Consider the following 23,528-nt stretch of genomic DNA (forward strand, 5'->3'; position numbering starts at 1 on the left):
TCACTGTCCTTCCCGGTCGGATACGACCGAAGCGTATCGATTCCCACCCTCGCGGCCGCTCACGGCGGAATGCCCGCCGGTGGACCCGAAGCCCCCCTCGGCCCGCACGGATCCGGGGAGTTCCGCCACCTCTCGGAAGCGGACCTTCTCGACCTGCTGAACGACCAGTTGGGCGATCCGGTCGAAGCGCTCGAACCGTACGGAGTCGCGCGGATCGAGATTCACCACGATCACCTTGATCTCCCCACGGTACCCGGCATCAACCGTCCCTGGGGCATTCACGAGGGCCACACCGCAGCGAGCGGCAAGACCCGAACGAGGGTGCACGAAGGCCGCGTACCCCTCGGGCAGGGCGATCGACACCCCGGTGGGCAGCACGACTCGCTCGCCGGGGGCGAGTTCGGCGGCTTCGGTCGTCCGCAGATCGGCGCCCGCGTCACCGGGCTGCGCGTACTCGGGCAGCGGCACCTCCGGGTCGAGGCGGCGGATCTGTACGTCGAGGGGCAGGCGGCTCACGGGTTCACCTCGAAGGCACGGGCGCGCTTGACCTGGTCGGGGTCCTCCATCGCGGCCTGGATCTCGTCGCTGCGGCCGTTGTCGATGAAGTGGTCGACCTTGACCTCGATGAACAGCGCGTCGGCGCGGACCGCGACGGGCCCCTCGGGGCCGCCGATCCGGCCGGTCGCCTTCGAGTAGATCTTCCGCCCGGCGACCGCGGTGACCTCGGCCTCCAGATGCAGGACGGTGCCCACCGGGACGGGCCGTACGAAGTCGGTCTCGAGCCGGCCGGTGACCGCGATGACCCGCAGCAGCCAGTTCAGCGAGCCGAGCGTCTCGTCGAGCGCGGTGGCAAGGACGCCACCGTGGGCGAGGCCCGGCGCTCCCTGGTGCTCGGGCAGCACGGTGAACTCGGCGGTCAGCGCGACACCTTCGTCGGCAGTCCTGGCCTGCAGGTGCAGCCCGTGCGGCTGGCCGTCGCCACAGCCGAAGCAGTACTCGTAGTGCGCGCCCAGCAGCTCGCCCGGAGCTGGGGCGTCCGCGTGGCGCACCGGCGCCACGGCGTCTTCCGGTGGCGTCAGGGAAGGTGTTCGTCCAGTCACAGGCGCAGACCTTACCCGCGCTCCGTCGACGGCCACGCACCGTGCCAAGCTTGATTCATGCAGCCTTCCGCCCAGAACTACGACGAACGCCTCACCGCGCCCCGCTCATGGTGGGCGATCGCGGTCCTGATCGCGATCGGTTGCGGCGTGATGCTGCTGCCCCTCGGCGCGCTGCCGCTGCTCGGCGGACTGATCGGCGGCGGGGCCCTCGCCGCGGTCGCCGTCAGCGCGTACGGCTCGGCCCGGGTCCGGGTGGTGGCGGGCCTGCTCGTCGCCGGTGACGCGAAGATTCCGGTGGCTGCGCTCGGTGAACCCGAGGCACTCGACGAGGCCGCCGCCCTCGAGTGGCGGATGCACCGGGCCGACCCTCGCGCCTTCATGGTGCTGCGCAGCTACGTGCGTACGGCCGTCCGGATCCCGGTGGAGGACCCCGAGGACCCGACGCCGTACGTGTACCTGTCGACGCGTGAGCCGGAGCGCCTGGTGACGGCGGTGAACGAGGCCCGCGCCGCGCACAGCGGCTCGGAGAGCAGCCGCTAGGCAGAACTTCGGGCGGGCGTGCGGGCTTCCCGTGGCCGCGATCGCGTCGCAGGTTCCAGGGTGGGGGCGCTAGGGCTGTCGCGGTCCCTCGATGGCCCGGAGGGTGTCCGGGTGCAGAGGGCTCTGCGGGGGCCCGAGGGGCGGCAGCTCGCCGAGGTCGTCCCATGACACCTGGTGGGCGCGCAGGTCCTTGCGGACGCGCTCGGCCAGCTTCTTGGTGTCGCGGCGGTTCATCAGGGCGCCGACGGCGGCGCCGACCATGAAGGGCAGCAGGTTCGGCATGTTCCGCACCATGCGCTTCATGATCTGCTGGCGCAGTTCGCGCTTCATCGGGCCGCCGAGTGCCGCGTTCAGCGTCGCGGGCTTGGCCACCTCGATGCCTCGCTCCTGTGTCCAGGAGGTCAGGTAGGCGGTGGAGCGCTGGGTCAGAGGGCCCGGCGGGCGCAGTCCGTAGAGCTCGTGCAGCTCGGCGATCAGCTTCAGCTCGATCGCGGCGACACCGGTGATCTCGGCGGCCAGTTCGGCCGGCATCGCGGGTGGCACCGGGAGCATGGCGGCCGCGCCGACACCTGCGCCGACGGTCGAGGACGCACGGCAGGCGCCGGAGACGAGTTTGTCGGCGATCTGCTCGGGGCCGAGGCCCGGAAAGTGGCGTTGGAGTGTGGCGAGGTCACGCACCGGGACCCGAGGGGCGGTGTCGATGATCCGGTCGGCGATGTAGCCGATCCCTGCCTTGGCCCCGCGGCCGCCCTTGCGGACGCCGTCACGGACGGCGGCCAAACGCCCGGTGGGCGCCGGAGCCGCGGGTACGTCCCCCTCGTCAGCGGGGCGGGCCGCGGTCTCCTGGCCCTCCGCAGCAACGAGCGAGGCCGATCGGCCTCGCTCGACGTCACGTGCTTCTTCAATCGGGGCACCGTCAGCTGCAGCCTTGCGGAAGCGGCGCTTCCGCGGCGGGGTGGAGCCTTTCACGGCGGCCCCTTTCTCAGTCGCAGTCGCGGCAGATCGGCTGGCCGTTCTTCTCGCGGGCCAGCTGACTGCGGTGGTGCACCAGGAAGCAGCTCATGCAAGTGAACTCGTCCTGCTGCTTGGGCAGTACCCGTACGGCCAGCTCCTCGTTCGAGAGGTCCGCTCCGGGCAGTTCCAGGCCTTCGGCGGCCTCGAACTCGTCCACGTCCACATTGGACGTCGACTTGTCGTTCCTCCGCGCCTTCAGTTCTTCGATGCTGTCCTCGTTGAGATCATCATCGGTCTTACGTGGGGTGTCGTAATCCGTTGCCATGTCGCTCTCCCCCTCCGGGTGTCTGCGGTGTCTCAGCGCACGTAACGCGTGAGAGGCCGGACTTGTGCCCGACCTGAGGCGGAGATTTTGCCTCACATCAAGGTCTGTTACTCAATCGACACCCAACCGCACCCCTTAAGAGGTGATCGTCTTGGATGGCGATCGGGACCGTACACGGTCCGAATGTCGCACTACACGGGCGTCACCCCGTGTACTTCCCGTCATCCGGACCCCCGAAAACCCGGATGTTCCGGGCTTTATTCCGTCTCGGCGACCACGGAGTGTAGACGGTGGGAATTCCCGGCTGTGATCGATTCCACAAGGAATCCCCAGTTTCGGGTCCCGAAAATTCCGCTAAAAGCGAACACGAGGCCGGATCGCTGCCCTGCCCTGCGACGCCTTCTACTGAGGCAGAGTGACACGCATCACGAGCCCACCCCCCTCGCGCGGCTCCGCGATGATACGGCCGCCGTGGGCCCTGGCGACGGACCGGGCGATCGAAAGCCCGAGTCCTACGCCCTTGTCACTGCCTGTCCGCTCCGTACGCAGGCGCCGGAACGGCTCAAAAAGATTGTCGATCTCGTACGCCGGCACCATCGGTCCGGTGTTCGTGACCACGAGGACCGCCTGACCGTGCTCCACGGCGGTGGTGACCTCGGTCCAGCCGTCCTCGGCGACGTTGTACCGGACGGCGTTCTGCACGAGGTTCAGGGCGATGCGCTCGAGCAGTACGCCGTTGCCCTGGACGACCGCGGGCTCGCGCTCGCCGCGGATCTCGACGCCCTTCTCGACAGCCTCGATGCGGACCTGGTCGACGGCGCGCGAGGCGACCTCGGCGAGGTCCACGGGCTTGCGCTCCACGATCTGGTTGTCGCTGCGGGCCAGCAGCAGGAGGCCCTCCACCAGCTGCTCACTGCGTTCGTTGGTGGCCAGGAGCGTCTTGCCGAGCTGCTGGAGCTCCGGTGGCGCGCCCGGGTCGGAGAGCTGCACCTCGAGCAGGGTGCGGTTGATCGCGAGCGGCGTACGGAGTTCGTGCGAGGCGTTCGCGACGAAGCGCTGCTGGGTGTTGAAGGCCCGCTCGAGCCGCTCCAGCATCTCGTCGAAGGTGTCCGAGAGCTCCTTCAACTCGTCGTCCGGGCCGTCCAGTTCGATCCGCCGGGACAGATCGGATCCGGCCACCTGGCGGGCGGTACGGGTGATCCGGCCCAGCGGCGACAGGACACGGCCGGCCATCGCGTACCCGAAGGCGAAGGCGATGACGCTCAGGCCCAGAAGCGCGAGGAGGGCGCGGCTGAGGAGGTCGTCGAGGGCCTTCTGGCGCTGGTTGTCCATACAGACGCGCATCGCGTTGTTGAACGCTTCGGGGCTGGTGAACTTGCGTCCGGCCAGCGCCGGGCAGTTGTTGCTCTCGATCGAGAAATCGCCACTGACCGGGTGGATCGGGAGCTCGTTGCCGTCCCGCACCGCCTGGGCCGCCAGCAGATAGATGATCGCGAGCAGCACGATCCCGGCGATCAGGAACATGCCGCCGTACAGCAGCGTGAGCCTTATACGGATGGTCGGGCGCAGCCACGGGAACGGCAGTTCCGTGTGCCTCGGGTCCCAGGTGGGCTTGGGAGGCGCCGTGGGGGGAGGCGGAGTCGCAGCCATGGAGGAATCAGATCCGGTATCCGGAGCCGGGGACAGTGACGATCACGGCCGGCTCGCCGAGCTTGCGGCGCAGGGTCATGACGGTGACCCGGACCACGTTGGTGAACGGGTCCGTGTTCTCGTCCCAGGCCTTCTCGAGGAGCTGCTCGGCGGAGACGACGGCGCCCTCGCTGCGCATCAGCACCTCGAGGACGGCGAACTCCTTGGGGGCGAGCTGAATCTCCGCACCGTCCCGGAACACCTCGCGGCGGTTCGGATCGAGCTTGATGCCGGAGCGCTCGAGGACCGGCGGCAGAGCCACGGTGGTGCGCCGGCCGAGGGCGCGCACGCGCGCGGTGAGCTCGGTGAACGCGAAGGGCTTCGGGAGATAGTCGTCGGCGCCGAGCTCCAGGCCCTCCACACGGTCACTGACGTCCCCGGACGCGGTGAGCATCAGCACGCGCGTGGGCATGCCGAGCTCGACGATCCGGCGGCAGACGTCGTCGCCGTGCACGAGCGGGAGGTCCCGGTCGAGCACCACGACGTCGTAGTCGTTGACCCCGATGCGCTCCAGGGCCGCCGATCCGTCGTACACGACGTCGACGGCCATGGCCTCCCGGCGCAGTCCGGTGGCCACCGCATCGGCGAGCAGCTGCTCGTCCTCGACGACGAGTACGCGCACGTCGCAGTCCTTCCTACGGGCGCCGATGGACGCCGTCCGGTCACGGGGTGTGGGGCTCCATCCTGCCCCTTTCGGCCGTAAACCGGCTGTAAGAGGCACTCCCAGCCAGTCCGGAGCGCTCGGATTCGGTCCCCTGGAACGGGAATTCGGCGATTGCGCCTCGGGTTGAGGTTTCTGCCGGAGACACCATGGGGAGGACGACTGCACACCCGCGCGATCACGCTTTGCATGTGGCACGCCACGAATCGTCCACGCGCCTCACCGCCCCCGTGGTGGAGGTGCCCCCGGAGTCGGGAGTGGATGGTGGGAGCCGTGATCGCCCCTTCCCGAGGCACACCCCCGTGCCGACGACCCACGACCACGACGAGGGGGCGCACCATGGACGCATTCACCGCAGGGCTCCTGCAACGCATAAAGGCCACCGAGTCCGACCTCACCCAGGCCCGTGAGGACGGTGACGACTTCCTCGCCGAAGTCGAGCAGGCCGAGCTGGACGATCTCCACCGCCTCGCCGCCGAGCACGGCGTGCAGGTCGCCTGAGCCGTACGCACGAGAGCCCCGGTCGCCCCCTTCCTGAAGGGGGCGACCGGGGCTCTCGTGCGTGGCGAGCGATGCTCAGTCGTGCCAGGCCCCGAGCGCGTCGAGGCGGCTCTGCAGGTCCTCGAAGAGCACGGGCGGTGCGGCCAGCAGCAGATCGCCGGAGCCGGGCTCGCCGGGGCGCCCGCCGACGAGTGCGCCCGCCTCGCGCGCGATCAGCTCCCCGGCCGCGAGGTCCCAGGGGTTCAGACCGCGCTCGTAGTACGCGTCGAGCCGGCCCGCGGCGACGTCGCACAGGTCGATCGCGGCGGAACCGCCCCGGCGGATGTCGCGCACCTCGGGGATCAGCTGCCGTACGACCTCGGCCTGCCGGAGCCGGCGCTCGGCCAGATATCCGAAGCCGGTGCCGAGCAGGGTCTGCCCGAGGTCCGGGGCCGGGCGCACCCGCAGCTGCCGGTCGCCGAGGTGGGCGCCGCCGCCGAGGACGGCGTGGAAGGTCTCGCGCTGCACCGGGGCGTAGACCACGCCGGCGAGGGTCACGCCGTCCTTGCGGGCCGCGATGGACACGGCCCAGGCAGGTCGGCCGTAGAGGTAGTTGACCGTGCCGTCGATCGGGTCGATGACCCACTCGACGCCGCTGGTGCCCGGCTCGCTCGCGCCCTCCTCGCCGAGGAATCCGTCGTCGGGACGCCGCTCCGCGAGGAAGCCGGTGATCATCTTCTCGGAGGCGAGGTCCATCTCCGTGACGACGTCCACGGCGCTCGTCTTGGTCGCGGCGACGCCGAGGTCCGCGGGGCGCGCATCACGCACGAAGTCGCCTGCCCGGTGGGCGGCCTCCGTCGCGAGCGCCCGGAGTTCGTCCTTCAACTGGTCGGTCACGGTGCGTCCTTACGCGTAGGGGCTGTCGGCGCCCGCGGCGGCGGGACGGGGGCTCCTGGCCGGGCAGCAGCCGACCGGGCACAGGTCGTGGCCGGGCGCGAGCGCGCCGAGTGCGCACCGCTCGGGCGCTGCGCCGCGCTCCGTGGCGGCGCGCTCCACGACCAGGTCGCGGACGGCCCCGGCGAAGCGCGGATCGGCGCCCACCGTGGCCGAGCGGGTCACCGGAAGGCCGAGTTCCGCGGCCTTGGCGGTGGCTTCCGTGTCGAGGTCGTAGAGGACCTCCATGTGGTCCGAGACGAAACCGATCGGCACCATGACGACCGCCGGGACACCGGCCGCGTGCTGCTCCTCGAGGTGATCGCAGATGTCGGGTTCGAGCCACGGGATGTGCGGGGCGCCGGAGCGCGACTGGTAGACGAGGTTCCAGGGGTGGTCGATGCCCGTCTCCGTGCGGACGGTGTCCGCGATCACCCGGGCCACGTCCAGGTGCTGGCGTACGTACGCGCCGCCGTCTCCGTGGTCCTCGACCGGGCCCGAGGTGTCGGCCGCCGCGGTCGGGATGGAGTGGGTGGTGAAGGCGAGGTGCGCTCCCGCGCGGACGTCCTCGGGGAGGGCGTCGAGCGCGTTGAGCACGCCCTCGATCATCGGGGCGATGAATCCCGGGTGGTTGAAGTAGTGCCGCAGCTTGTGGACGCGGGGCAGCTCGATGCCTTCCGCTTCCAGCGTCGCGAGTGCGTCGGCGAGATTCTCCCGGTACTGACGACAGCCTGAGTACGAGGCGTACGCACTGGTGGCGAGGGTGAGGACGCGACGGTGACCGTCGGCAGCGATCTCGCGGAGGGTGTCTGTCAGATACGGCGCCCAGTTCCGGTTGCCCCAGTAGACGGGCAGTTCGAGCCCGTGCTCGACGAAGTCCTTGCGGAGGGCGTCGAGCAGTGCGCGGTTCTGTTCGTTGATCGGGCTCACGCCGCCGAACAGGAAGTAGTGCTGCCCCACCTCCTTGAGCCGCTCCTTGGGGATACCGCGGCCGCGCGTGACGTTCTCCAGGAACGGGACCACGTCGTCGGGCCCTTCCGGTCCTCCGAAGGAGAGCAGCAGCAGGGCGTCGTAAGGGGTGGAATCGAGCACGTCTGGCATGCCTCGATCCTGCCACCCGCTCCGAGCGCACCGAAAACCGGCAGACGCCCACCGCGGGCGCGCGTAAGCTGTATGAGCCGTCCATACGCCTTACCGGAGCCGTACTTGCCCAGCCCCTACCGTGCCGTTTTCGCGGCCCCAGGCACCCGCGCCTTCTCCGCCGCGGGACTCATCGGCCGACTGCCGCTGGCCATGATGGGCATCGGTGTCGTGACGATGGTGTCGCAGCTCACGGGGCGTTACGGCCTCGCGGGTGCGCTCTCCGCGACGCTGGCGCTGTCGGCCGCGCTGTGCGGTCCGCAGATCTCCCGTCTGGTCGACCTGTTCGGACAGCGGCGCGTGCTGCGGCCGGCCATGTCGGTCTCCCTGCTCGGTGCGGCCGGCCTGCTCCTGTCGGCTCGGTACGGACTCGCGGACTGGACCCTGTTCGTCGCCGCCGTCCTGGTCGGCTGCGTGCCCAGCCTCGGCTCGATGATCAGGTCGCGCTGGGCGGCTCTGTACGGAACGCGGCCGCGGCTCCTGCACACCGCGTACTCCTTCGAGTCCGTCGTCGACGAGGTCTGCTTCATCTTCGGCCCGATCATCTCGATCGGACTCTCCACCACCTGGTTCCCGGAGGCCGGGCCGTTGCTCGCCTCGCTGTTCCTGGCGACCGGCGTCTTCTGGCTCACCTCGCAGCGGGCCACCGAGCCGGTGCCGCATCCGCGCGCGCAGCACGCCGGCGGAACAGCGCTGCGCTCCAAGGGACTCCAGGTCCTGGCGCTGGCCTTCGTGGCGACGGGGACGATCTTCGGCTCCATCGACGTGGTGACCGTGGCGTACGCCGCGGAGCAGGGCCACAAGGCGGCGGCCAGCCTGGTGCTCGCCGTGTACGCCCTCGGCTCCTGCACGGCCGCGGTCGTCTTCGGCATGCTGCACCTCAAGGGGGCGCCGGCGAAACGGTGGCTCCTGGGGGTGTGCGCGATGGCCGTGAGTATGATCCCGCTGCAACTGGTCGGGAGCCTTCCTCTCCTGGCCGTGGCGCTCTTCGTCGCGGGTCTGGCCATCGCACCGACGATGGTCACCACCATGGCCCTCGTCGAGCAGCACGTACCACGCGCGAAACTGACCGAGGGCATGACCTGGGTGAGCACCGGGCTCGCCGTCGGCGTCGCGCTCGGCTCATCCGCCGGCGGCATGGTGATCGACGCCGCCGGAGCGGACGCCGGGTACGGGGTACCGGCCGTCGCCGGAGCCGTCGCGGCCGTGGTCGGCTTCCTCGGGTACCACCGGCTGAACCGGCCGGTGCCGCAGCGGGGAGGGGCGCATGAGCACGACAGCACGCGGCACGAAAGCATCGCGGAGCCCATGGCGTAACTGGGCGGGCAACGTCACCTCGCGGCCCGTGCGGGAGGTGTCCCCCGCCTCGGTGGACGAGTTGAGCGCCGCGCTCAGTTCGGCCGCCGCGGACGGCCTGCGGGTGAAGCCGGTCGGCACCGGGCACTCCTTCACCTCCGCGGCCGCGACCGACGGCGTACTGATCCGGCCCGATCTGCTCACCGGCATCCGGTCCCTGGACCGCGAGGCGGGCACGGTCACCGTGGAGGCCGGCACTCCGCTGAAGCGGCTCAACCGGGCGTTGGCCAGAGAGGGCCTGTCGCTGGCCAACATGGGCGACATCATGGAGCAGACGGTGGCCGGCGCCACCAGCACCGGAACGCACGGCACCGGCCGCGAATCCGCTTCCATATCCGCCCAGACAACCGCCCTCGAGCTGGTCACCGCGGACGGCACAGTCCTCACCTGCTCGGCGACCGAGAACCCGGACGTCTTCGCGGCGGCCCGGATCGGACTCGGCGCCCTGGGGGTGATCACGGCCCTGACCTTCGCGGTGGAGCCCGAGTTCCTGCTGTCCGCCCGCGAGGAGCCGATGAGCTTCGAGAGGGTCATGAGCGAGTTCGATCAGCACGTGGCCGAGAACGAGCACTTCGAGTTCTACTGGTTCCCGCACACCGGGAACTGCAACACCAAGCGCAACAACCGCAGCGCGGGGCCCAAGGCCCCGGTGAGCCCGCTCGCCGGCTGGTTCGAGGACGAGTTCCTCTCCAACGGCCTCTTCCAGGCGGTCAATTCCCTGGGCCGTACGGTGCCGGCGACGATCCCGACGCTCGCCAAGATCTCCAGCAGTGCGCTCTCCGCCCGCACCTACACGGACATTCCCTACAAGGTCTTCACAAGTCCGCGCCGGGTCCGCTTCATGGAGATGGAGTACGCCGTTCCGCGGGAGGCCCTGGTGCCGACCCTGCGGGAACTGCGCTCCATGGTCGAGCGGTCAGGGCTACGCGTCAGCTTCCCGGTCGAGGTACGCACCGCGCCCGCGGACGACATCGCGCTGTCCACCGCATCCGGCCGGGAGACCGCGTACATCGCGGTGCACATGTACCGGGGCACGCCGTACCAGTCCTACTTCACCGCGGCAGAGCGCCTGTTCACCGAGGCGGGCGGGCGGCCCCACTGGGGAAAGGTGCACACCCGGGACGCGGAGTACCTGGCCTCGGTCTATCCGCGCTTCGAGGAGTTCACCGCGGTGCGCGACCGTCTCGACCCGGACCGCCGGTTCGCCAACGCATACCTGCGGCGCGTCCTCGGCGACTGATCGCCGGGGACGCGCCGCGGGCTACTCACTCGGCGGCCGGGCTCTCCACACCGCGCTCCCGGAAGTCGCCGTTGCCGTCGCTGTCCTCGTCGGCATCGGCACTCCCGGTGGGCGTGGGGGTCGGCGTCGGGGTGGGCGTGGTGGTGGGCTTCTCGGGTGCCTCGGAGGCGCCGTCGGAGTCCTCGGTCCGGTCGCTGCCGTCCTGGCTCTGTCCGGTACCGGTGTCCGGAGTGGTCTGCGAGACGTCCGGCTCCTGACTGCCGGTCCCGTCGGACTCACTGCTGGACGGGCCCGTGGACGATTCCGGCGTGGGCGTCGGCGCGGGGTCGGAACCGGAGGAACTGCCGCCGGTCAGTTGCCCGATCGTCGGCCGGTCACCCCCGCTGAAGCTCTCCCCCGACACCATCTCGTACGTCGTGATGCCGGCCATCGTGACGCCGAAGACGATGGCCGCACCCAGCAGCGGCCGCTTCCAGCTGCGCACCCGCTTGCCCTGGACTCCGGAGTCCCGGTACTCGGCCGATTCCTCGCCCGGCTTCCCGTGCCCCGCCGAGGGGACGAAGCCACCGGAGCCCCCGGCCCCGCCGGCCGAACGCAGCAGCATCGTCTCCTCGGCGCGCGGCATCATCTGCGTGGCGTCGTCGGGACGCTGCTGCGGGGTGACCGCACGCAGCAGGGTGGTCTCGTCGGCCGCCTCGGGTGCGGTGCCGCGCACCGTCCCGAGCAGCTGCGTCCGGTCCGCCTCGGCGCCCGGCCTCGTGACCTGGGGCAGCACGGTGGTGGCGTCCGGTGCAGCAGCTGAGCGGCCGGCGTGGTGCGCGCCCCCGGCGTCGACGACGGGCAGCATCGCGGTCGCCTCCGCCTCCCCCGCGGCGGCGCCCGACCGGAAGGTCCGCGGCACCAGGCTTCCGTCCTCGGTGAGCGGCACCTGTCGCCCCACGGGCTTCGCGCGCTCGGCCGCCTTCCGTGCCTGCTCACCGGTGCGGGAGAAGAGGTGCTGGAAGACGGGCCCCCCGCAGGTGGCCACCACGCTGATCACACCCGCACCGAGGATCGTGCCGTAGACACCGAAGCTGGAGGCGAGTTTCGCGGCCATCACGGCCGCCACCGCACTGCCTGCCACCTGCGGCAGGCTCAGCTCGATGCGCTTCTTCCTGTGTTCCTCACCGGTCCCCGACTGCTCGGCCATTCCCGTCCCTTGATCGCCAACTCGCCTAGCTGTACACACTTGGGACATTTGGGCGAAGCGATTAGTTCCGTTTCTGCGGATTCTGTGAAGCAGAACACCTTCACCCGCGGGTGATTTGTGATCTTCGAGCGCCAACTCCCTTGCCGGGGGACAAGTTCGGCGGCGCGGCGGCCCACCCGCATGGCCCGAATGGAGTACTGTTGCGAGCCCTGGGTCCGGTCTCCAGCCTGGGTGCCCAAGGGTCAATCGCGGCTCTTCGGGAGGGGGTTCGCTGCACGGAGTGACCAACTGGTCACTCAGAGTTGCGAATAGGTCACCGTGCCATAACGGCGCTCCAGGGCCCGAGCCCGACACGCCGGGCAACTCGGCAAGGTAGTGGCAGGCTGCACCCGGGCAGGCCACACTCGACTAGCGGAAGCAGCGACGCACGTGACGTCGGCAGGCACCACCCGGGAGGTCCCCATGCCCGAACTGCGTGTCGTGGCCGTCAGCAACGACGGCACACGGCTGGTGCTGAAGGCTGCGGACGCGACGGAGTACACGCTTCCGATCGACGAGCGGCTGCGCGCAGCGGTGCGCGGCGATCGTCCACGCCTCGGCCAGATCGAGATCGAGGTGGAGAGCCACCTCCGCCCGCGCGACATTCAGGCCCGTATACGCGCCGGAGCGTCCGCAGAGGAAGTCGCCCAGTTCGCGAACATTCCCGTCGACCGGGTGCGCCGTTTCGAGGGCCCGGTCCTCGCGGAGCGCGCCTTCATGGCCGAGCGGGCCCGCAAGACGCCCGTACGCCGGCCCGGGGAGAACGCAGGTCCGCAGCTCGGCGAGGCGGTCCAGGAGCGCCTGTTGATGCGCGGCGTCGACAAGGAGTCCGTGCAGTGGGACTCGTGGCGGCGCGACGACGGCACCTGGGAGGTGCTGCTCGTCTACCGCGTCGCCGGTGAGCCGCACTCCGCGAGCTGGACGTACGACCCGCCGCGACGGCTCGTACAGGCCGTGGACGACGAGGCGCGGTCGCTGATCGGCGAGTCCGACGACATCGCCGCGACGCCCGAGCCCAGCTTCCCGTTCGTACCGCGGATCGCTCGGCTGCCGCGGGACAGGCCGCTCGACCGCGCTCTGGACCGGCAGTTGGAACGGCCCAGCCTGCCGGCGCCCACCGAGGCGCCGGAGGAGACCACCACGGCGACCGGCTCGTCCGACCAGGGCCGGGACTCGCTCACCAGCCTGCTCGAGGCCGTGCCGAGTTTCCGGGGCGACATGGTGGTGCCCGAGCGTCCGTCCGCGGCGCCGGCCGCGACCGGTTCGGCCACTCCCGCCTCCACCGAGCAGCCTCCGGTGGAGGAGCCCGAGGAGGAGGACGCGGAGGCCGAGGAGCAGACGGCCAGCGCGGCGTCCGCGGGGTCCGCGTACGCGGACGTCCTGATGCCGCGTGCGGTGGCCGGTCACCGGGACCGGCTGGTCGGGACCACCGACCGGCAGGCCGAGGCGGACGGTGTACGGCCCGGGCGGCGGGCCGCGGTGCCGAGCTGGGACGAGATCGTCTTCGGTACGCGGCGCAAGAAGCAGGACTGATACAGGTCGGCCCCGGCTGACCGGACCGATACGGGTCCGGTCGACGGGGCCGAACTGCTTCCCGTACTTCGCGGCGGTCTCCTTCGGGTGATTCCTTGCCGGAGTGCCTAGCCGCGTTCCGGCCCCGTCGCGACCGGGCGGGACTTGTCCGCCGACCATTCCGACCAGGAGCCCGGGTACAGCGCCGCCTCGTAGCCGGCGACCGCCAGGGCGAGGATCTCGTGGGCACCCGAGACGCCCGATCCGCAGTACACCCCGACCGGACCGCCGTCTTCCGCGCCGAGGCCGCGGAAGCGGGACGCCAGGACGTCCGGGGCGAGCAGCAGTCCGTCGGCTGCGACGTTCTCCGTGGTCGGGGCGGAGACGGCGCCGGGGATGTGTCCGCCGACCCGGTCGATCGGCTCGACATCGCCCCGGTACCGCTCGGCGGCACGGGCGTCGAGCAGCAGCCCGTCCCGCGCCAGGGCAGCGGCCCCGTCGGCGTCGACCACCGGCAGTGCCCCGGGACGCGGTACGAAGTCGCCCGTCTCGGGCTGTGTCGCTTCAGTGGACAGCGGTTCCGTCCATGCCGCGATGCCGCCGTCCAGGACCCGTACCGACGCGTGCCCCGTCCAGCGCAGCAGCCACCAGGCGCGCGCGGCCGCCCAGCCCTGGCCGCCGTCGTACACGACCACCGGACGGTCGGCCCGGACTCCGGCCGCGCGCATCGCCGCCCCGAAGGCGTCGACGTCCGGCAGCGGATGCCGGCCTCCCGAGCCGTCGGGTCCCGGCTCGCCGGCCAGCTCGGTCTCCAGGTCGACGAAAATGGCTCCCGGAACGTGTCCCGCGGCGTACTCGGCACGACCGTCGAAGGGGCTCTCACCTGCGGCTTTCGCCACGCTGAGCTGCCAGCGCACGTCGAGGATCAGCGGCGGGTTCGGCCCGGCCGACTCGACCGCGAGTTCGGATGCGGAGATGATGGCATTCATGGGCACATCCTTGCGCAAGGCCTGGCCGCCCGGTCGGGCGGCCACTAATCTGCTGCGCCGGGAGTTCGACTGATCGACACCGGCAGGCAACCGCACCGAAACGGGTGCGAAGCGGCGCACCGGGCATCCTCCGCCGGTACGGGCGGAAGCGCGGCGCCGACGGAGCGCGAGGCGCGACAAGTGGTGCGAGCATCTGGTCTGGCACGCGGGGGCACGGCACACCATGACGGCCCGAGGAGAGAGTGACGATGACCGAGTCGGCAGCTCGGCACACGCCCGGCACACCGTGCTGGGTAAGTCTGATGGTGCATGGACTGACCACCACCCAGGAGTTCTACGGCTCCCTCTTCGGCTGGGAGTTCCAGCCTGGACCGGAGCAGCTGGGGCCCTATGTCCGCGCGCTCCACGACGGGCACGAGGTGGCGGGTATCGGACAACTCCCTCCCGACCGTGATCTGCCTATCGCGTGGACGCCGTATCTGGCCACGGAGGACGCCGGCCTCACCGCCGAGTCGATCCGCAGTTGCGGCGGCACGGTGGGAGTGGGCCCGCTCGACGCGGGCGAGGCAGGGCGGCTGCTCATCGCCCTTGATCCGGCCGGTGCGGTGTTCGGTGTCTGGCAGGCGGCCGAGCATCTGGGCATCGGAAAGGCCGGGGTGCCCGGTACTCCGGTGTGGAACGAGCTCGTCACGCGGGAGACCGCCTCCGTCGCGAAGTTCTACCAGTGCATCTTCGGTTATCAGGAGGACCCGGTCGTCTCGGCCGACTACGACTATCTGACGCTGCGTCTGGACGACGTCCCCGTCGCCTCGGTCCACGGTGTGGGCCAGAGCCTGTCGCGCGAACGCGGCGCGCACTGGATGACGTACTTCGAAGTCGCCGATGTGGACGGGACGGTGGACCAGGTCGTCGAACTCGGCGGGCAGGTGCTGCACCCCGCCAAGGACGGCGGCCACGGGCGGATGGCGACGCTCGCCGATCCGGAGGGGGCGGCGTTCACGGTGGTGCGTAGTACGGAGTGAGGTCGCGGGTGGCGCTCGGGCGAAGGCCCTCACGGACCGGCCGACCCCTGTGCGGCCGGTCCGGGCGCGGGCGCGAGCCGGGTCAGCGGCTGCCGTAGCGGAGTTCCTCCCAGGTGTGCGGGCCGACGATCCCGTCGGAGGCGGCCGCACCGATGTAGGTCCACTGGAACCAGGCCACCGCCGCCTTCGTCGCCGGGCCGAACCGGCCGTCGACGTCGAGGCGTTCGCCGCGGGCGGCCGGGTAGGCGGACGTCTCGTTGATGAGGGCCTGGATCTCCTTGACGTGGGCGCCCTCGCTGCCGAGCCGAGCACTCCTCGTCCCCGTGTGGTGACCGCAGTACAGACCCACGGTGCTGACGCCCCGGCAGGTGTCCGCGGCGGAGGGTGCGGCGAACGCCGGCGCGGGGGCGAGGGCGAGGGTGCAGCCGGCGAGGACCGCGGTGCTCGCGGCCACCATGGCCAGGGCTCTGCGGACGCGGCCGCGTGCGGTCCGGCGTGCATTCATGACGTTCCTGATGGACAAGGCTGCCCCGATTCCGGTGGTTCGGCGCCGCCGTTGCCGTGCCGGCGGCTTCGATCACCGCAGACGCTGCCATGCCGTGGTGCCGGAACCCGTGGACCGTCGACTTCCCGGCGTGCCCGGCAGGCCGGGAAGTCGACGGGGCGTCCGCTCGCAGCGCGGCGCCCGGAGCCGCTGCGTCGTGATGGGCGCGTGGCACCGGAGTGTGCGCGGTGACCCGGCTGTCGGCCGCCTGGGCGGAACTCAGCGGTGGGCGGGGGTGGTTCAGTCGCCGGGGACGTGTTCGACGACTGTGGTGCCGGAGCCGACGGGGCCGACGCGCAGAACCGTGCCCGTGATGTCGTGGGTGGCGGTGACCCGGACTCGGCCGCGGCCTCCGGGTGGCGCGGAACGGACCCGGTAGGCGTCGGGGGCGGTGGCGCCGATCTCCACCTCCACCACACCGCGGGAGTTCGGCGGCAGGGTGACGCGGGTCAGGTGCGAGTTGCCCTTTCGCTGGACGGACACCGAGACGGGCCCGCGTATCGACGGCACGGTCCCCTGCGCGCGGGTCAGGCCGCCGGTTCTCGGACGGATCAGGAACTCGGCCGCGCCCGGCGCGCAGACGCGGACGCCGAGGAGGTGGCGGGCGATCGCGTTGGCCGGGGCTGAGGCCCAGGCGTGCGAGAAGGTCATATTGGGCTTGAGGGCAGGGTCCCAGGCTTCGGTGACGATGGTGGCGTGCAGCCGGTCGAGCATGTGGAGCCAGGAGTTGGTGCCCCGGGACGTCATGAGGTCGACCGCTGCGTCGGCGCGGCCGACGAGGAAGAGGGCGTCGAGGAGGAACTGCGCTCCGTAGACACTCACCTTCATCCCGCCGTCGGCGAGGGTCTCGCCCAGCTTCCTGCGGACCTGGTCGGACAGCTCGGTGTCGACGCCGAGGGCGACCGGGAAGGCGGTGGCGTGCTGGGCGCTGTGGGTGGTGCCGATGCCGTCGAGGAAGCGTCCCGCCGCCCCGTCGAGGAGGGTGCTCCGCATGGCGGAGGCGAGCCGGTCGGCGCGCGAGCGGAACTGCCTGGCGTCCGCCTTCTTGTGCAGGACCTCGGCGCACTGGGCGAGGGCGGTGAACGCCGCGTACTGGAAGGCGTTCACCACGGTGTTGACCTCGGTGAAGACATAGCCGTCGCGGTTCGATTCGGGCCAGTCGACGAGGTCGCCGAGATCCTCGCTGCTCTCGCCGGGGTCCTTGTGCACGAGACCGTCGCCGCCCAGGTGGTCGTCGAGGTTCTTCGTCTTCAACCGTGCGTAGTCCTTGGCGAGTTGACGGTCGTCGCCGGTGGCGAGGTAGTCCTCCCAGGCCGAGAGCACACACATGAGGCGGTACTCGGTGGGCCAGGTTCCCTGTCGCACCAGGTAGTCGTTGGACCATCGGGCCAGGGCGTAGGAGCGCTGTACGCCGTACTCGGAGAGCTGGTTGACCAGGACGTCGCCCTCGTAGGGGCCGCGCTCGCGCGTGGGGGTGTCCACGTAGAGGTCCGCGCGGGTGGCCTCGATGGAGTACCGGCAGAGCTCCTGTACGCGGTCCAGGTCGGGCGAGGAGCTGCTGAAGGACGAGTGCGAGTCGTCCCAGTCCGCCTTCCACGCCCGCCCGCGCACGGTCGCCCGCGACAGATCGAGGGTGGTGCGCAACTCGGCCCAGCGAAAGGCCCGGTAGCCCCAATGCTCGATGTGCTGGACGCCGTCCCGCAGGGTCCAGATCTCGCGGTAGGTGTTGCCGGTCCGCATCTCGTGGCGGACCGTGCCGTCGTCGTTCAACTCCTCGCCCAGGCGCACCTCGACGGTGTCACCCGCACGTCCGCGCAGCTCGAGTCCGAGGCCGCCGACGATCTCGCGGCCGAGGTCCACCAGCCAGCGTCCGGGCGCTGCTTCGGTGACGGATTCGGGGCGTACGTCGTGGAGCCGGACCGGTTCGATCCGGGCCGGGACGAGTCCGTCGATCGGCTCCCTGACGGCGGGGGCTTCCCATGCGCGGTCGTCGAAGCCCGGCCGGGTCCAGCCGGCCGGCTCGTGGCGGAGGTCCCAGTACTCCTGCGGGGCGCGGTAGAAGTTGGTGCCCGCGCTGCCCTTCGCGGGAAGCAGGCCGGCCTGGCGGCGGGCTCGCCAGGAGGTGCCGGTGCCGACCGTCTCGCGGGTTCCGTCGGCGTAGGTGATCTCCAGCTGGGCGAGGAACTTGCGGGAGGCGGTGGAGTGGCAGAGCGCGGACAGCGCGTTGGCCCGGCCGGAGCGGAGCGTGCCGGTGATGTCGAAGACCTGGTAGGCGACGCCGGATCCGGAGCGGACCGAGGCGTGGCCGACCGGTTCGCCGTTGCTCCAGATCTTGGCGACGTACTGACGGCCCGGATCGGGTGAGTCCGCGGCGGCGTAGAGGACTGCGGCGGTGATCTGCTTGCGGCGTGGGCGGTATTCGTGGCGCAGCAGGGACCAGGAGTCGTCCTCGACGTAGGAGGAGAGCGAGGAGGCTCCGGTGGGCAGTTCGAGGACGCCGTCGGCGACCGTGCCGGCCGTGAAGGTTCCCTGGTCGGACGAGAAGTCGTCGTCGACGAGGACCGTGCCGTCCGCGGCGTGGACGGTGAACCGGTCGTAGACCTGCGATTCCGTGGAGCCGTTGCGCAGGCCCACGTTGCCGTCCTCGAGGCGGGAGTCGACAGTGGTGTCGACGACGGTGCCGTTCACGGTGGTGGTGAAGGTGGAACCGTCCATGGCGATGGAGACGTCGGTCCACTCGTCGGTGGGGACCGCGAACGGCAGCTCGGTCTCGTCCAGGACCGTGTACGTACCGCCCCGGCAGATGTGCTTGCGCAGCACGCCGGGGCTTCCGGCGCGTAGTTGCCAGAGGTAGTTGTCGTCGGCGCTGCTCGCGCGGAACCAGAGGCCGGCGGCCGCGGCGGTGATCTTGAGTCGGGTGGCGAGGGTCCCGTCGGTGAGCGTCTCGCCGGCGGGGGCCCAGACGGGGTCCGCCGTCCAGGCGTCCTCCATCGTGGTCGCGAGCAGTACCGGCCGCGACCAGGACGACACCTTCGGGCCCCAGCAGCGCACCCGCCACCAGTAGGCGGTGCGGGGCTCGAGCGGCGGGCCGGTGTACGGGACGGCGCTGGAGTGGGCGGAGTCGTTCCTGCCGGAGTCCCAGACCAGGTCGCGTCGGTCGAACTCGGGTGATCCGGACACCAGTTGGACCTGGTAGGCGCGTTGCACGGTGCCGGCGCCCCCGTCGGGCACCTGCCAGCTGAACCTGAGGTCGCGGCCGGCGCCCACGCCGAGCCCCTGCGGCAGCAGGTCGGCCAGCAGGCCGTCGGGGGCCGACGCTCCGGTGCCGGCCGCAGCACCTGCGGGGTCCGCGGCGGCGGCCGGGCGGGCCAGGGCGACGGCTGCCGCCGCGGCACCGCCCAGCTGCAGAGCGCTTCGACGGGGCAGGTCCTTCGACATGGCACCCTCACAGTAATGAAAGGTTTCAACGCGACGAGCCGAAAGGGTATGACCCGTCGATCGCGAGGGTCAATAAGTTGAACAACTGCGAATCCTGCGCGAATTGAAACGTTCTAGGGACGGGTGGCGGGCAGCGGCGCACGCAGCCGGCCTCCGTCACCTCCCGACCCCGACGGGGCCGCGCGCCCACCCGGCACGAGCCGACCGGCACGCGCCCGGCGCGGTTCAGGAGGGGGACGGGAACAGGCAGAACTCGTTCCCCTCGGGGTCGGCCAACACCCAGTGGTCCTCGTAGCGCGCCAGGATCTCGGCGCCTAGCGCGCCGAGACGGCTCAGCTCGGTGTCCGGGTCCGCCGAACTCAGGTCCAGGTGCACGCGGTTCTTCGCACGCTTGGGCTCCGGCACCAGCTGGCACCAGACCCGGGGCCCGCCACCCCGCGGCTCGATCAGGACGGTCGGGTCATGCTCCGGATCGGCGATCCCCTGCGCCGCGAGACGCGCCAACTCCGCGTCGTCGTACGGAGCGACGGCGTACCCGTCCAACGCGGCAGCCCAGAAGCGAGCCTCGGAGGCCGGATGGGCACAGTCGATGACGATGTCACGGAGTCGGGCCATACCCCCATGATGCCGACCCGGAGCCCCAAGTCATCGGTGGCACGGGCCTGTTGACCCGGACACGGGCGACCACGGCTGCGGTCGTCGGCGCAGCGCAGGGCCGAACATCCGCCGAACGTGATCGCGCGAGTCACCCGTCGGCGTCGTCGAACCGGATCGGGTAGGAGACGGTGGGCCGCGGCCGGGGTGACGGCTTGTCCCAGCCGGGAAACTTCACCGGGTAGACGGCGGTGGTCCGGGGTTTCGGTGTCCTGGCCGTTCCACTGGTGGCTGCCGGGGTGTTGCCGAAGAGAACGACGGCCGCGCAGACGCCCGCGAAGATGGCCGTCTCGCGTCGGGCCCCGCGAGGCCACCGGGAGTGCGCTGTGACCTTGGTGCCGTCGCGCCGGAAATACGCCCTGATCCTCGGCACCGCTCCCCTCCCGAACAACCCTCCTGGCGAGCCCCGCCCCTCAGGATGCCTACCCACGCGGACTCGCCGTCAGTGCGGATCGAGCGAGCCGCACCGGCCGGTCGGCGGACCGTTCCGTGCAAGTCCGGTGCCCCGGCGGGTCCGTGGGGTCGTCCGCCGTCTCGACGATCCCCGCGGCACAGCAGGCCTCATCGCCTCACAGCGGCAGCGTGACGTCGCCCACCGGCACCGCGCAGCACAGCAGGACCGAGTCGTCGGGGGGCGGGAGCATCGGTGCGGTGGTGTAGGCCACCTTCCCGGCGTTCAGGGGCTGTTCGCACTGGAGGCAGGCCCCGCTGCGGCATGCGGACCTGGCCTGGACACCGGCGCTCTCGGCCAGATCGAGCAGCGTGCCGCTGTTCGCATCCCAGACCGCGCTCACCCCGCTCCCGGCGAACGACACCCGGAACGGCCCCGGTTCGGGCGGAGCGGACGTACCGGCGCCGCTGCCCGGCGAGACGAAGACCTCCTGGTGGACGGCGGAGTCCGGCACCCCGCGCCCGGCCAGGCCGGCCCTGGCGTCCCGCATGAACTCCACCGGGCCGCAGAGATACGCCTCCGCCTCACCGAGCCCGCCGGGCAGGTCCAGCGCCGCGAAGTCCGGTCGCCCGGCCCGCGCGCCCCAGCGTTCGCGCTCGCCCAAGGACGCCCGGGTGAGAAACAGTTCGGCCCGTCCGTGCGGCAGCTTGCCGATGAGCTCGTACGCCTCGTGCCACAGGGCGAGCGACTGCGTGTCGCGCGCGGTGTGGCACAACAGCACCTCGCGCGCCGTCTGTTCGGCCGCACAGGCACGCAGCATCGCCAGCGTCTGCGTGATACCGATGCCCGCACTCGCCAGCACCAACGGGCCGGTGGCGCCGGGATCCAGCGTGACGTGCCCGTGCGGTCCGGAGACCAGCAGCTCCTCCCCCACGACCGCCACGTCGTGCAGCAGCCCGGACATCCGCCCGTCCGCCGCGCGCTGGACGCTGATCCGCAGATCGCCGCCGTCCACACCGGAGAGCGTGTAGCACCGCCACACCGGTCCCGAGCCGTCAGCCGCGTGGATCCGCAGGTGCTGTCCGGGGAGGGGCTTCGCGCCCGTGCCGTGCTGAGGGTCGCGGAGCCACAGGCTGGTCACCTCCTCGCTCTCCTCATGCCGCGCCACGATCCGCGCGGGGCGCGGCCACTGCGCCGGATCGGGCCGGGAGGCGCCCTGCTCGGGACCGCTGCCGGCGCCCCGGTGGGCCACCGAGTCCCCGGTACGGACCGTCCCGGCCGTGACCACGCGGGCACGCAGTCCGCAGTAGATGTGGCCGAAGCGGGTGGTGAGTTCGGCCGGTACGTTCGTGTCCACCCGCGAGGTGGACGGGCTGACGCACGTGGCGCGGCAGCGGCTCATGGGGCGCAGGATCTCCAGCTCCGCGCCGCCCACGGATATGCGCTCCCCGACGAGTGCGAACTCGGTCCAGGCCCCCAGGCCGGACAGATAGATGTTGCCCCGGAAGCGCAGCGGGTCGACGGCTTCGCCGGCGGCGGCCGAGAGGGCGTCCACGCTGTCCAGGTTGATCAGGGAGACGGTGCCGTCCCGTTCGTCCCAGTAGGCGTTGTCGGCCTGCACGAGTGCGGCGGACGCGTCGATCTCGCCGGGGAACCACTCCCGTAGCGCCGCGGTGGCCCGCTCCCGCGAGGTGGTGTCGTCGAGCGTGACGGTGACATCGGCCGGACCCGCGCCGGACGTTGCGTCCGCGACGGGAGGCCTGGTGAGGGTCACCGTCCGCGACTGCTCGTCGAGCGCGATGCCGACGCCCAGCAGTCCGCTGTGCGTGGTGAGCCTCGCGAAGGTCTCCGTCGCCGCCCACTGCCCGCCCTGCGGCATGCCGTGCAGCCCGTCGGCGAGGGCGAGCACCCTGTCGTACGGGATACCGCTGCCGGGTCGGATCTCCGCGTCCGCCACGTCCTGGCCCGACATCCCCTTCACGGGGTATCGCACCAGCCGTTCCACTCGGGCGCTGATCGCGCGCGTCATCGCTGCTCCGTCCTCGTCCGCTGGGCATTCCGGGCCACCCTCCCCCACAGCTCCGACAAGGACCAGGCCCGATCGCCCGATTCCACCGCAATCAGGACTTCAGTGTCCGACATGCGGACGGGGCGTACGCCGCGTACGCCGGGCCCCGACAGGCAGGTTGCCCCAGACGCTGCCCCACCCCTGGACCGGACTTGACCTCAACCAAGGTTCACGTCCGACGCTGGCGGCACGGCGTCGAGGACGCAGCCAGGAACGCGACCGGAACCCACCACCTCACCCGAGGAGCCCGACCATGACCGAGAGCAGGACCGAGAGCAGGACCCAGAGCAGGACCGCCGCCGAGCACAGGACCGACACCGCGACCACGCCCGTGACCCGGTGGATCGAGCAGCACGCCCATCGCCTCACCTCTCTCGACCCCGAAGCCCCGCTGACCGATCTCGAGCCGCTGGCCGAGATCGTGCGCGACGCCAAGGTCGTGGCCATGGGCGCCTCGAATCGCCACACCCACGAACTGTCCGCCCTCTCCCACCGGCTTGTGCGGTTCCTGGTCGAGCAGATGGGGTTCCGCACACTCGCGCTGGAGGGGGACGAGGCGGAACGAGTCGGCCTCGACGCGTACGTCAGAACCGGTGACGGGGATCCGCGGGAGCTGCTGGCCGATGCCCGCTCGTTCTGGCAGACCGAGGAGATCCTCGACACCGTCCGCTGGATGCGCGCCTTCAACCGTGGCCGTCCCGACGACCCCGTACGGTTCGCCGGCGCGCACCCCACGCTGCAGGGACCGTCCGCCATCGAGCCCGCAGGACTCGCCGACATCGAGCGCACACTGGCCGAAAGCACGATCAGGTGGCAGGAACGGACCGCGGACAAGATCGTCTACTGGGGCGGGATCGCGCACACCGCCGTCGGCGATCCGCGGACCGTCTCTCCCCCGGTCCCGCCGTTGACGCACCGGAACGCGGGCAGTTACCTCCGCGAGCACTTCGGCGACGCCTTCGTCTCCATCGGCCAGACCTTCCACCACGGCATGGCTCCGGACCAAATCCTCCCGCCACCACCGGAGTTCGCCGACTCGGTCCTGGGCGACACCAACCTGGACACCTACCTGCTCGACCTGCGCGCCCATGCCCCGGAGCCGGTACGGACCTGGCTCGACACCCCGACCAGGACCCGCATGATCGGCCCGCACTACGACCCCGCCCACAACGCGGCCTACTACATGTCCGGCGGATCGCTCACCGACTGGTTCGACGCCGTCCTCCACGTACGCGAGGTGACGGCGGTCCGCTTCCTCTTCTGA

Annotated in this window: 22 protein-coding genes; 7 read left to right on the top strand and 15 right to left on the bottom strand. The window is 71.2% G+C overall.

All coding sequences use genetic code 11. The features are described from left to right. Together dut and DSC45_RS32975 are read right to left on the bottom strand one after the other, a co-directional pair. Positions 1–516, bottom strand: coding sequence for a dUTP diphosphatase (dut, locus tag DSC45_RS32970; protein ID WP_205571483.1), 516 nt, complete (start codon positions 514–516; stop codon positions 1–3). Then, positions 513–1,100 (bottom strand): PaaI family thioesterase, encoded by a 588-nt coding sequence (locus DSC45_RS32975; RefSeq protein ID WP_119295701.1) that lies wholly within the window; start codon positions 1,098–1,100, stop codon positions 513–515. Before DSC45_RS32975 ends, dut begins: the two co-directional genes overlap by 4 nt. Positions 1,101–1,157: 57 nt before the next feature. Here DSC45_RS32975 and DSC45_RS32980 point away from each other — a divergent pair, with 57 nt between their 5' ends. Continuing rightward, complete coding sequence (locus DSC45_RS32980) at positions 1,158–1,640, top strand: DUF3093 domain-containing protein (protein WP_119295702.1); 483 nt, start codon at positions 1,158–1,160, stop codon at positions 1,638–1,640. A 69-nt stretch (positions 1,641–1,709) separates the two neighbouring features. On the opposite strand, the gene DSC45_RS32985 is transcribed toward DSC45_RS32980, so the two are convergent. From DSC45_RS32985 to DSC45_RS33000, 4 genes are all read right to left on the bottom strand, one after another. Next, complete coding sequence (locus DSC45_RS32985; RefSeq protein ID WP_119295703.1) at positions 1,710–2,609, bottom strand: hypothetical protein; 900 nt, start codon at positions 2,607–2,609, stop codon at positions 1,710–1,712. 13 nt (positions 2,610–2,622) lie between these two features. Then, entirely contained in the window at positions 2,623–2,919 is a 297-nt protein-coding gene (locus tag DSC45_RS32990) for a DUF4193 domain-containing protein (RefSeq protein ID WP_119295704.1), read from the bottom strand. 402 nt (positions 2,920–3,321) lie between these two features. Then, a complete protein-coding gene (locus DSC45_RS32995) occupies positions 3,322–4,569 on the bottom strand; it encodes a sensor histidine kinase (protein WP_119295705.1) in 1,248 nt (415 codons plus the stop codon). 7 nt (positions 4,570–4,576) lie between these two features. Beyond that, positions 4,577–5,230 carry a response regulator transcription factor gene (locus DSC45_RS33000; protein WP_119295706.1) on the bottom strand — a complete coding sequence of 218 codons (654 nt, stop codon included), beginning with the start codon at positions 5,228–5,230 and terminating at the stop codon, positions 4,577–4,579. Positions 5,231–5,608: 378 nt separating this feature from the next. Here DSC45_RS33000 and DSC45_RS35960 point away from each other — a divergent pair, with 378 nt between their 5' ends. Then, positions 5,609–5,770: a hypothetical protein gene (locus tag DSC45_RS35960; protein WP_162929413.1), complete on the top strand. Its 162-nt coding sequence runs from the start codon at positions 5,609–5,611 to the stop codon at positions 5,768–5,770. Between the two features lie 75 nt (positions 5,771–5,845). Here the strand turns inward: DSC45_RS35960 and DSC45_RS33005 are convergent, their stop codons facing one another. Beyond that, entirely contained in the window at positions 5,846–6,646 is an 801-nt protein-coding gene (locus DSC45_RS33005; RefSeq protein ID WP_119295707.1) for an inositol monophosphatase family protein, read from the bottom strand. A gap of 9 nt (positions 6,647–6,655) precedes the next feature. After that, positions 6,656–7,783 (bottom strand): ferrochelatase, encoded by a 1,128-nt coding sequence (locus tag DSC45_RS33010; RefSeq protein WP_119295708.1) that lies wholly within the window; start codon positions 7,781–7,783, stop codon positions 6,656–6,658. 105 nt (positions 7,784–7,888) lie between these two features. On the opposite strand from DSC45_RS33010, the gene DSC45_RS33015 reads away from it, so the two are divergent. Together DSC45_RS33015 and DSC45_RS33020 are read left to right on the top strand one after the other, a co-directional pair. Beyond that, positions 7,889–9,139, top strand: coding sequence for an MFS transporter (locus DSC45_RS33015; protein ID WP_119295709.1), 1,251 nt, complete (start codon positions 7,889–7,891; stop codon positions 9,137–9,139). Then, positions 9,090–10,418, top strand: a complete 1,329-nt coding sequence (locus DSC45_RS33020; RefSeq protein WP_119295710.1) for a D-arabinono-1,4-lactone oxidase — start codon at positions 9,090–9,092, stop codon at positions 10,416–10,418. The genes DSC45_RS33015 and DSC45_RS33020 overlap by 50 nt, the downstream gene beginning before the upstream one ends. 25 nt (positions 10,419–10,443) lie before the next feature. Here DSC45_RS33020 and DSC45_RS33025 read toward each other — a convergent pair whose 3' ends face one another. After that, positions 10,444–11,607, bottom strand: a complete 1,164-nt coding sequence (locus DSC45_RS33025) for a hypothetical protein (RefSeq protein ID WP_119295711.1) — start codon at positions 11,605–11,607, stop codon at positions 10,444–10,446. Positions 11,608–12,069: 462 nt separating this feature from the next. On the opposite strand from DSC45_RS33025, the gene sepH reads away from it, so the two are divergent. Further along, complete coding sequence (sepH, locus tag DSC45_RS33030) at positions 12,070–13,179, top strand: septation protein SepH (RefSeq protein ID WP_119295752.1); 1,110 nt, start codon at positions 12,070–12,072, stop codon at positions 13,177–13,179. 107 nt (positions 13,180–13,286) lie between these two features. Here sepH and DSC45_RS33035 read toward each other — a convergent pair whose 3' ends face one another. After that, positions 13,287–14,147, bottom strand: a complete 861-nt coding sequence (locus DSC45_RS33035) for a sulfurtransferase (protein ID WP_119295712.1) — start codon at positions 14,145–14,147, stop codon at positions 13,287–13,289. A 248-nt stretch (positions 14,148–14,395) separates the two neighbouring features. On the opposite strand from DSC45_RS33035, the gene DSC45_RS33040 reads away from it, so the two are divergent. Further along, entirely contained in the window at positions 14,396–15,169 is a 774-nt protein-coding gene (locus DSC45_RS33040; protein WP_119295713.1) for a VOC family protein, read from the top strand. 82 nt (positions 15,170–15,251) lie between these two features. On the opposite strand, the gene DSC45_RS33045 is transcribed toward DSC45_RS33040, so the two are convergent. From DSC45_RS33045 to DSC45_RS33065, 5 genes are all read right to left on the bottom strand, one after another. Then, positions 15,252–15,674, bottom strand: coding sequence for a peptidoglycan-binding domain-containing protein (locus tag DSC45_RS33045; protein WP_119295714.1), 423 nt, complete (start codon positions 15,672–15,674; stop codon positions 15,252–15,254). 279 nt (positions 15,675–15,953) lie between these two features. After that, a complete protein-coding gene (locus DSC45_RS33050) occupies positions 15,954–19,151 on the bottom strand; it encodes a family 78 glycoside hydrolase catalytic domain (RefSeq protein ID WP_119295715.1) in 3,198 nt (1,065 codons plus the stop codon). A 225-nt stretch (positions 19,152–19,376) separates the two neighbouring features. Beyond that, a complete protein-coding gene (locus DSC45_RS33055; RefSeq protein ID WP_119295716.1) occupies positions 19,377–19,766 on the bottom strand; it encodes a VOC family protein in 390 nt (129 codons plus the stop codon). Between the two features lie 130 nt (positions 19,767–19,896). Then, a complete protein-coding gene (locus DSC45_RS33060) occupies positions 19,897–20,178 on the bottom strand; it encodes a hypothetical protein (RefSeq protein ID WP_240434985.1) in 282 nt (93 codons plus the stop codon). 196 nt (positions 20,179–20,374) lie between these two features. Further along, positions 20,375–22,225 carry an MOSC domain-containing protein gene (locus tag DSC45_RS33065; protein ID WP_119295717.1) on the bottom strand — a complete coding sequence of 617 codons (1,851 nt, stop codon included), beginning with the start codon at positions 22,223–22,225 and terminating at the stop codon, positions 20,375–20,377. A gap of 292 nt (positions 22,226–22,517) precedes the next feature. Here DSC45_RS33065 and DSC45_RS33070 point away from each other — a divergent pair, with 292 nt between their 5' ends. After that, positions 22,518–23,528: an erythromycin esterase family protein gene (locus DSC45_RS33070; RefSeq protein WP_119295718.1), complete on the top strand. Its 1,011-nt coding sequence runs from the start codon at positions 22,518–22,520 to the stop codon at positions 23,526–23,528.

The organism is Streptomyces sp. YIM 130001, from assembly GCF_003574445.1.
Taxonomy (GTDB): domain Bacteria; phylum Actinomycetota; class Actinomycetes; order Streptomycetales; family Streptomycetaceae; genus Streptomyces.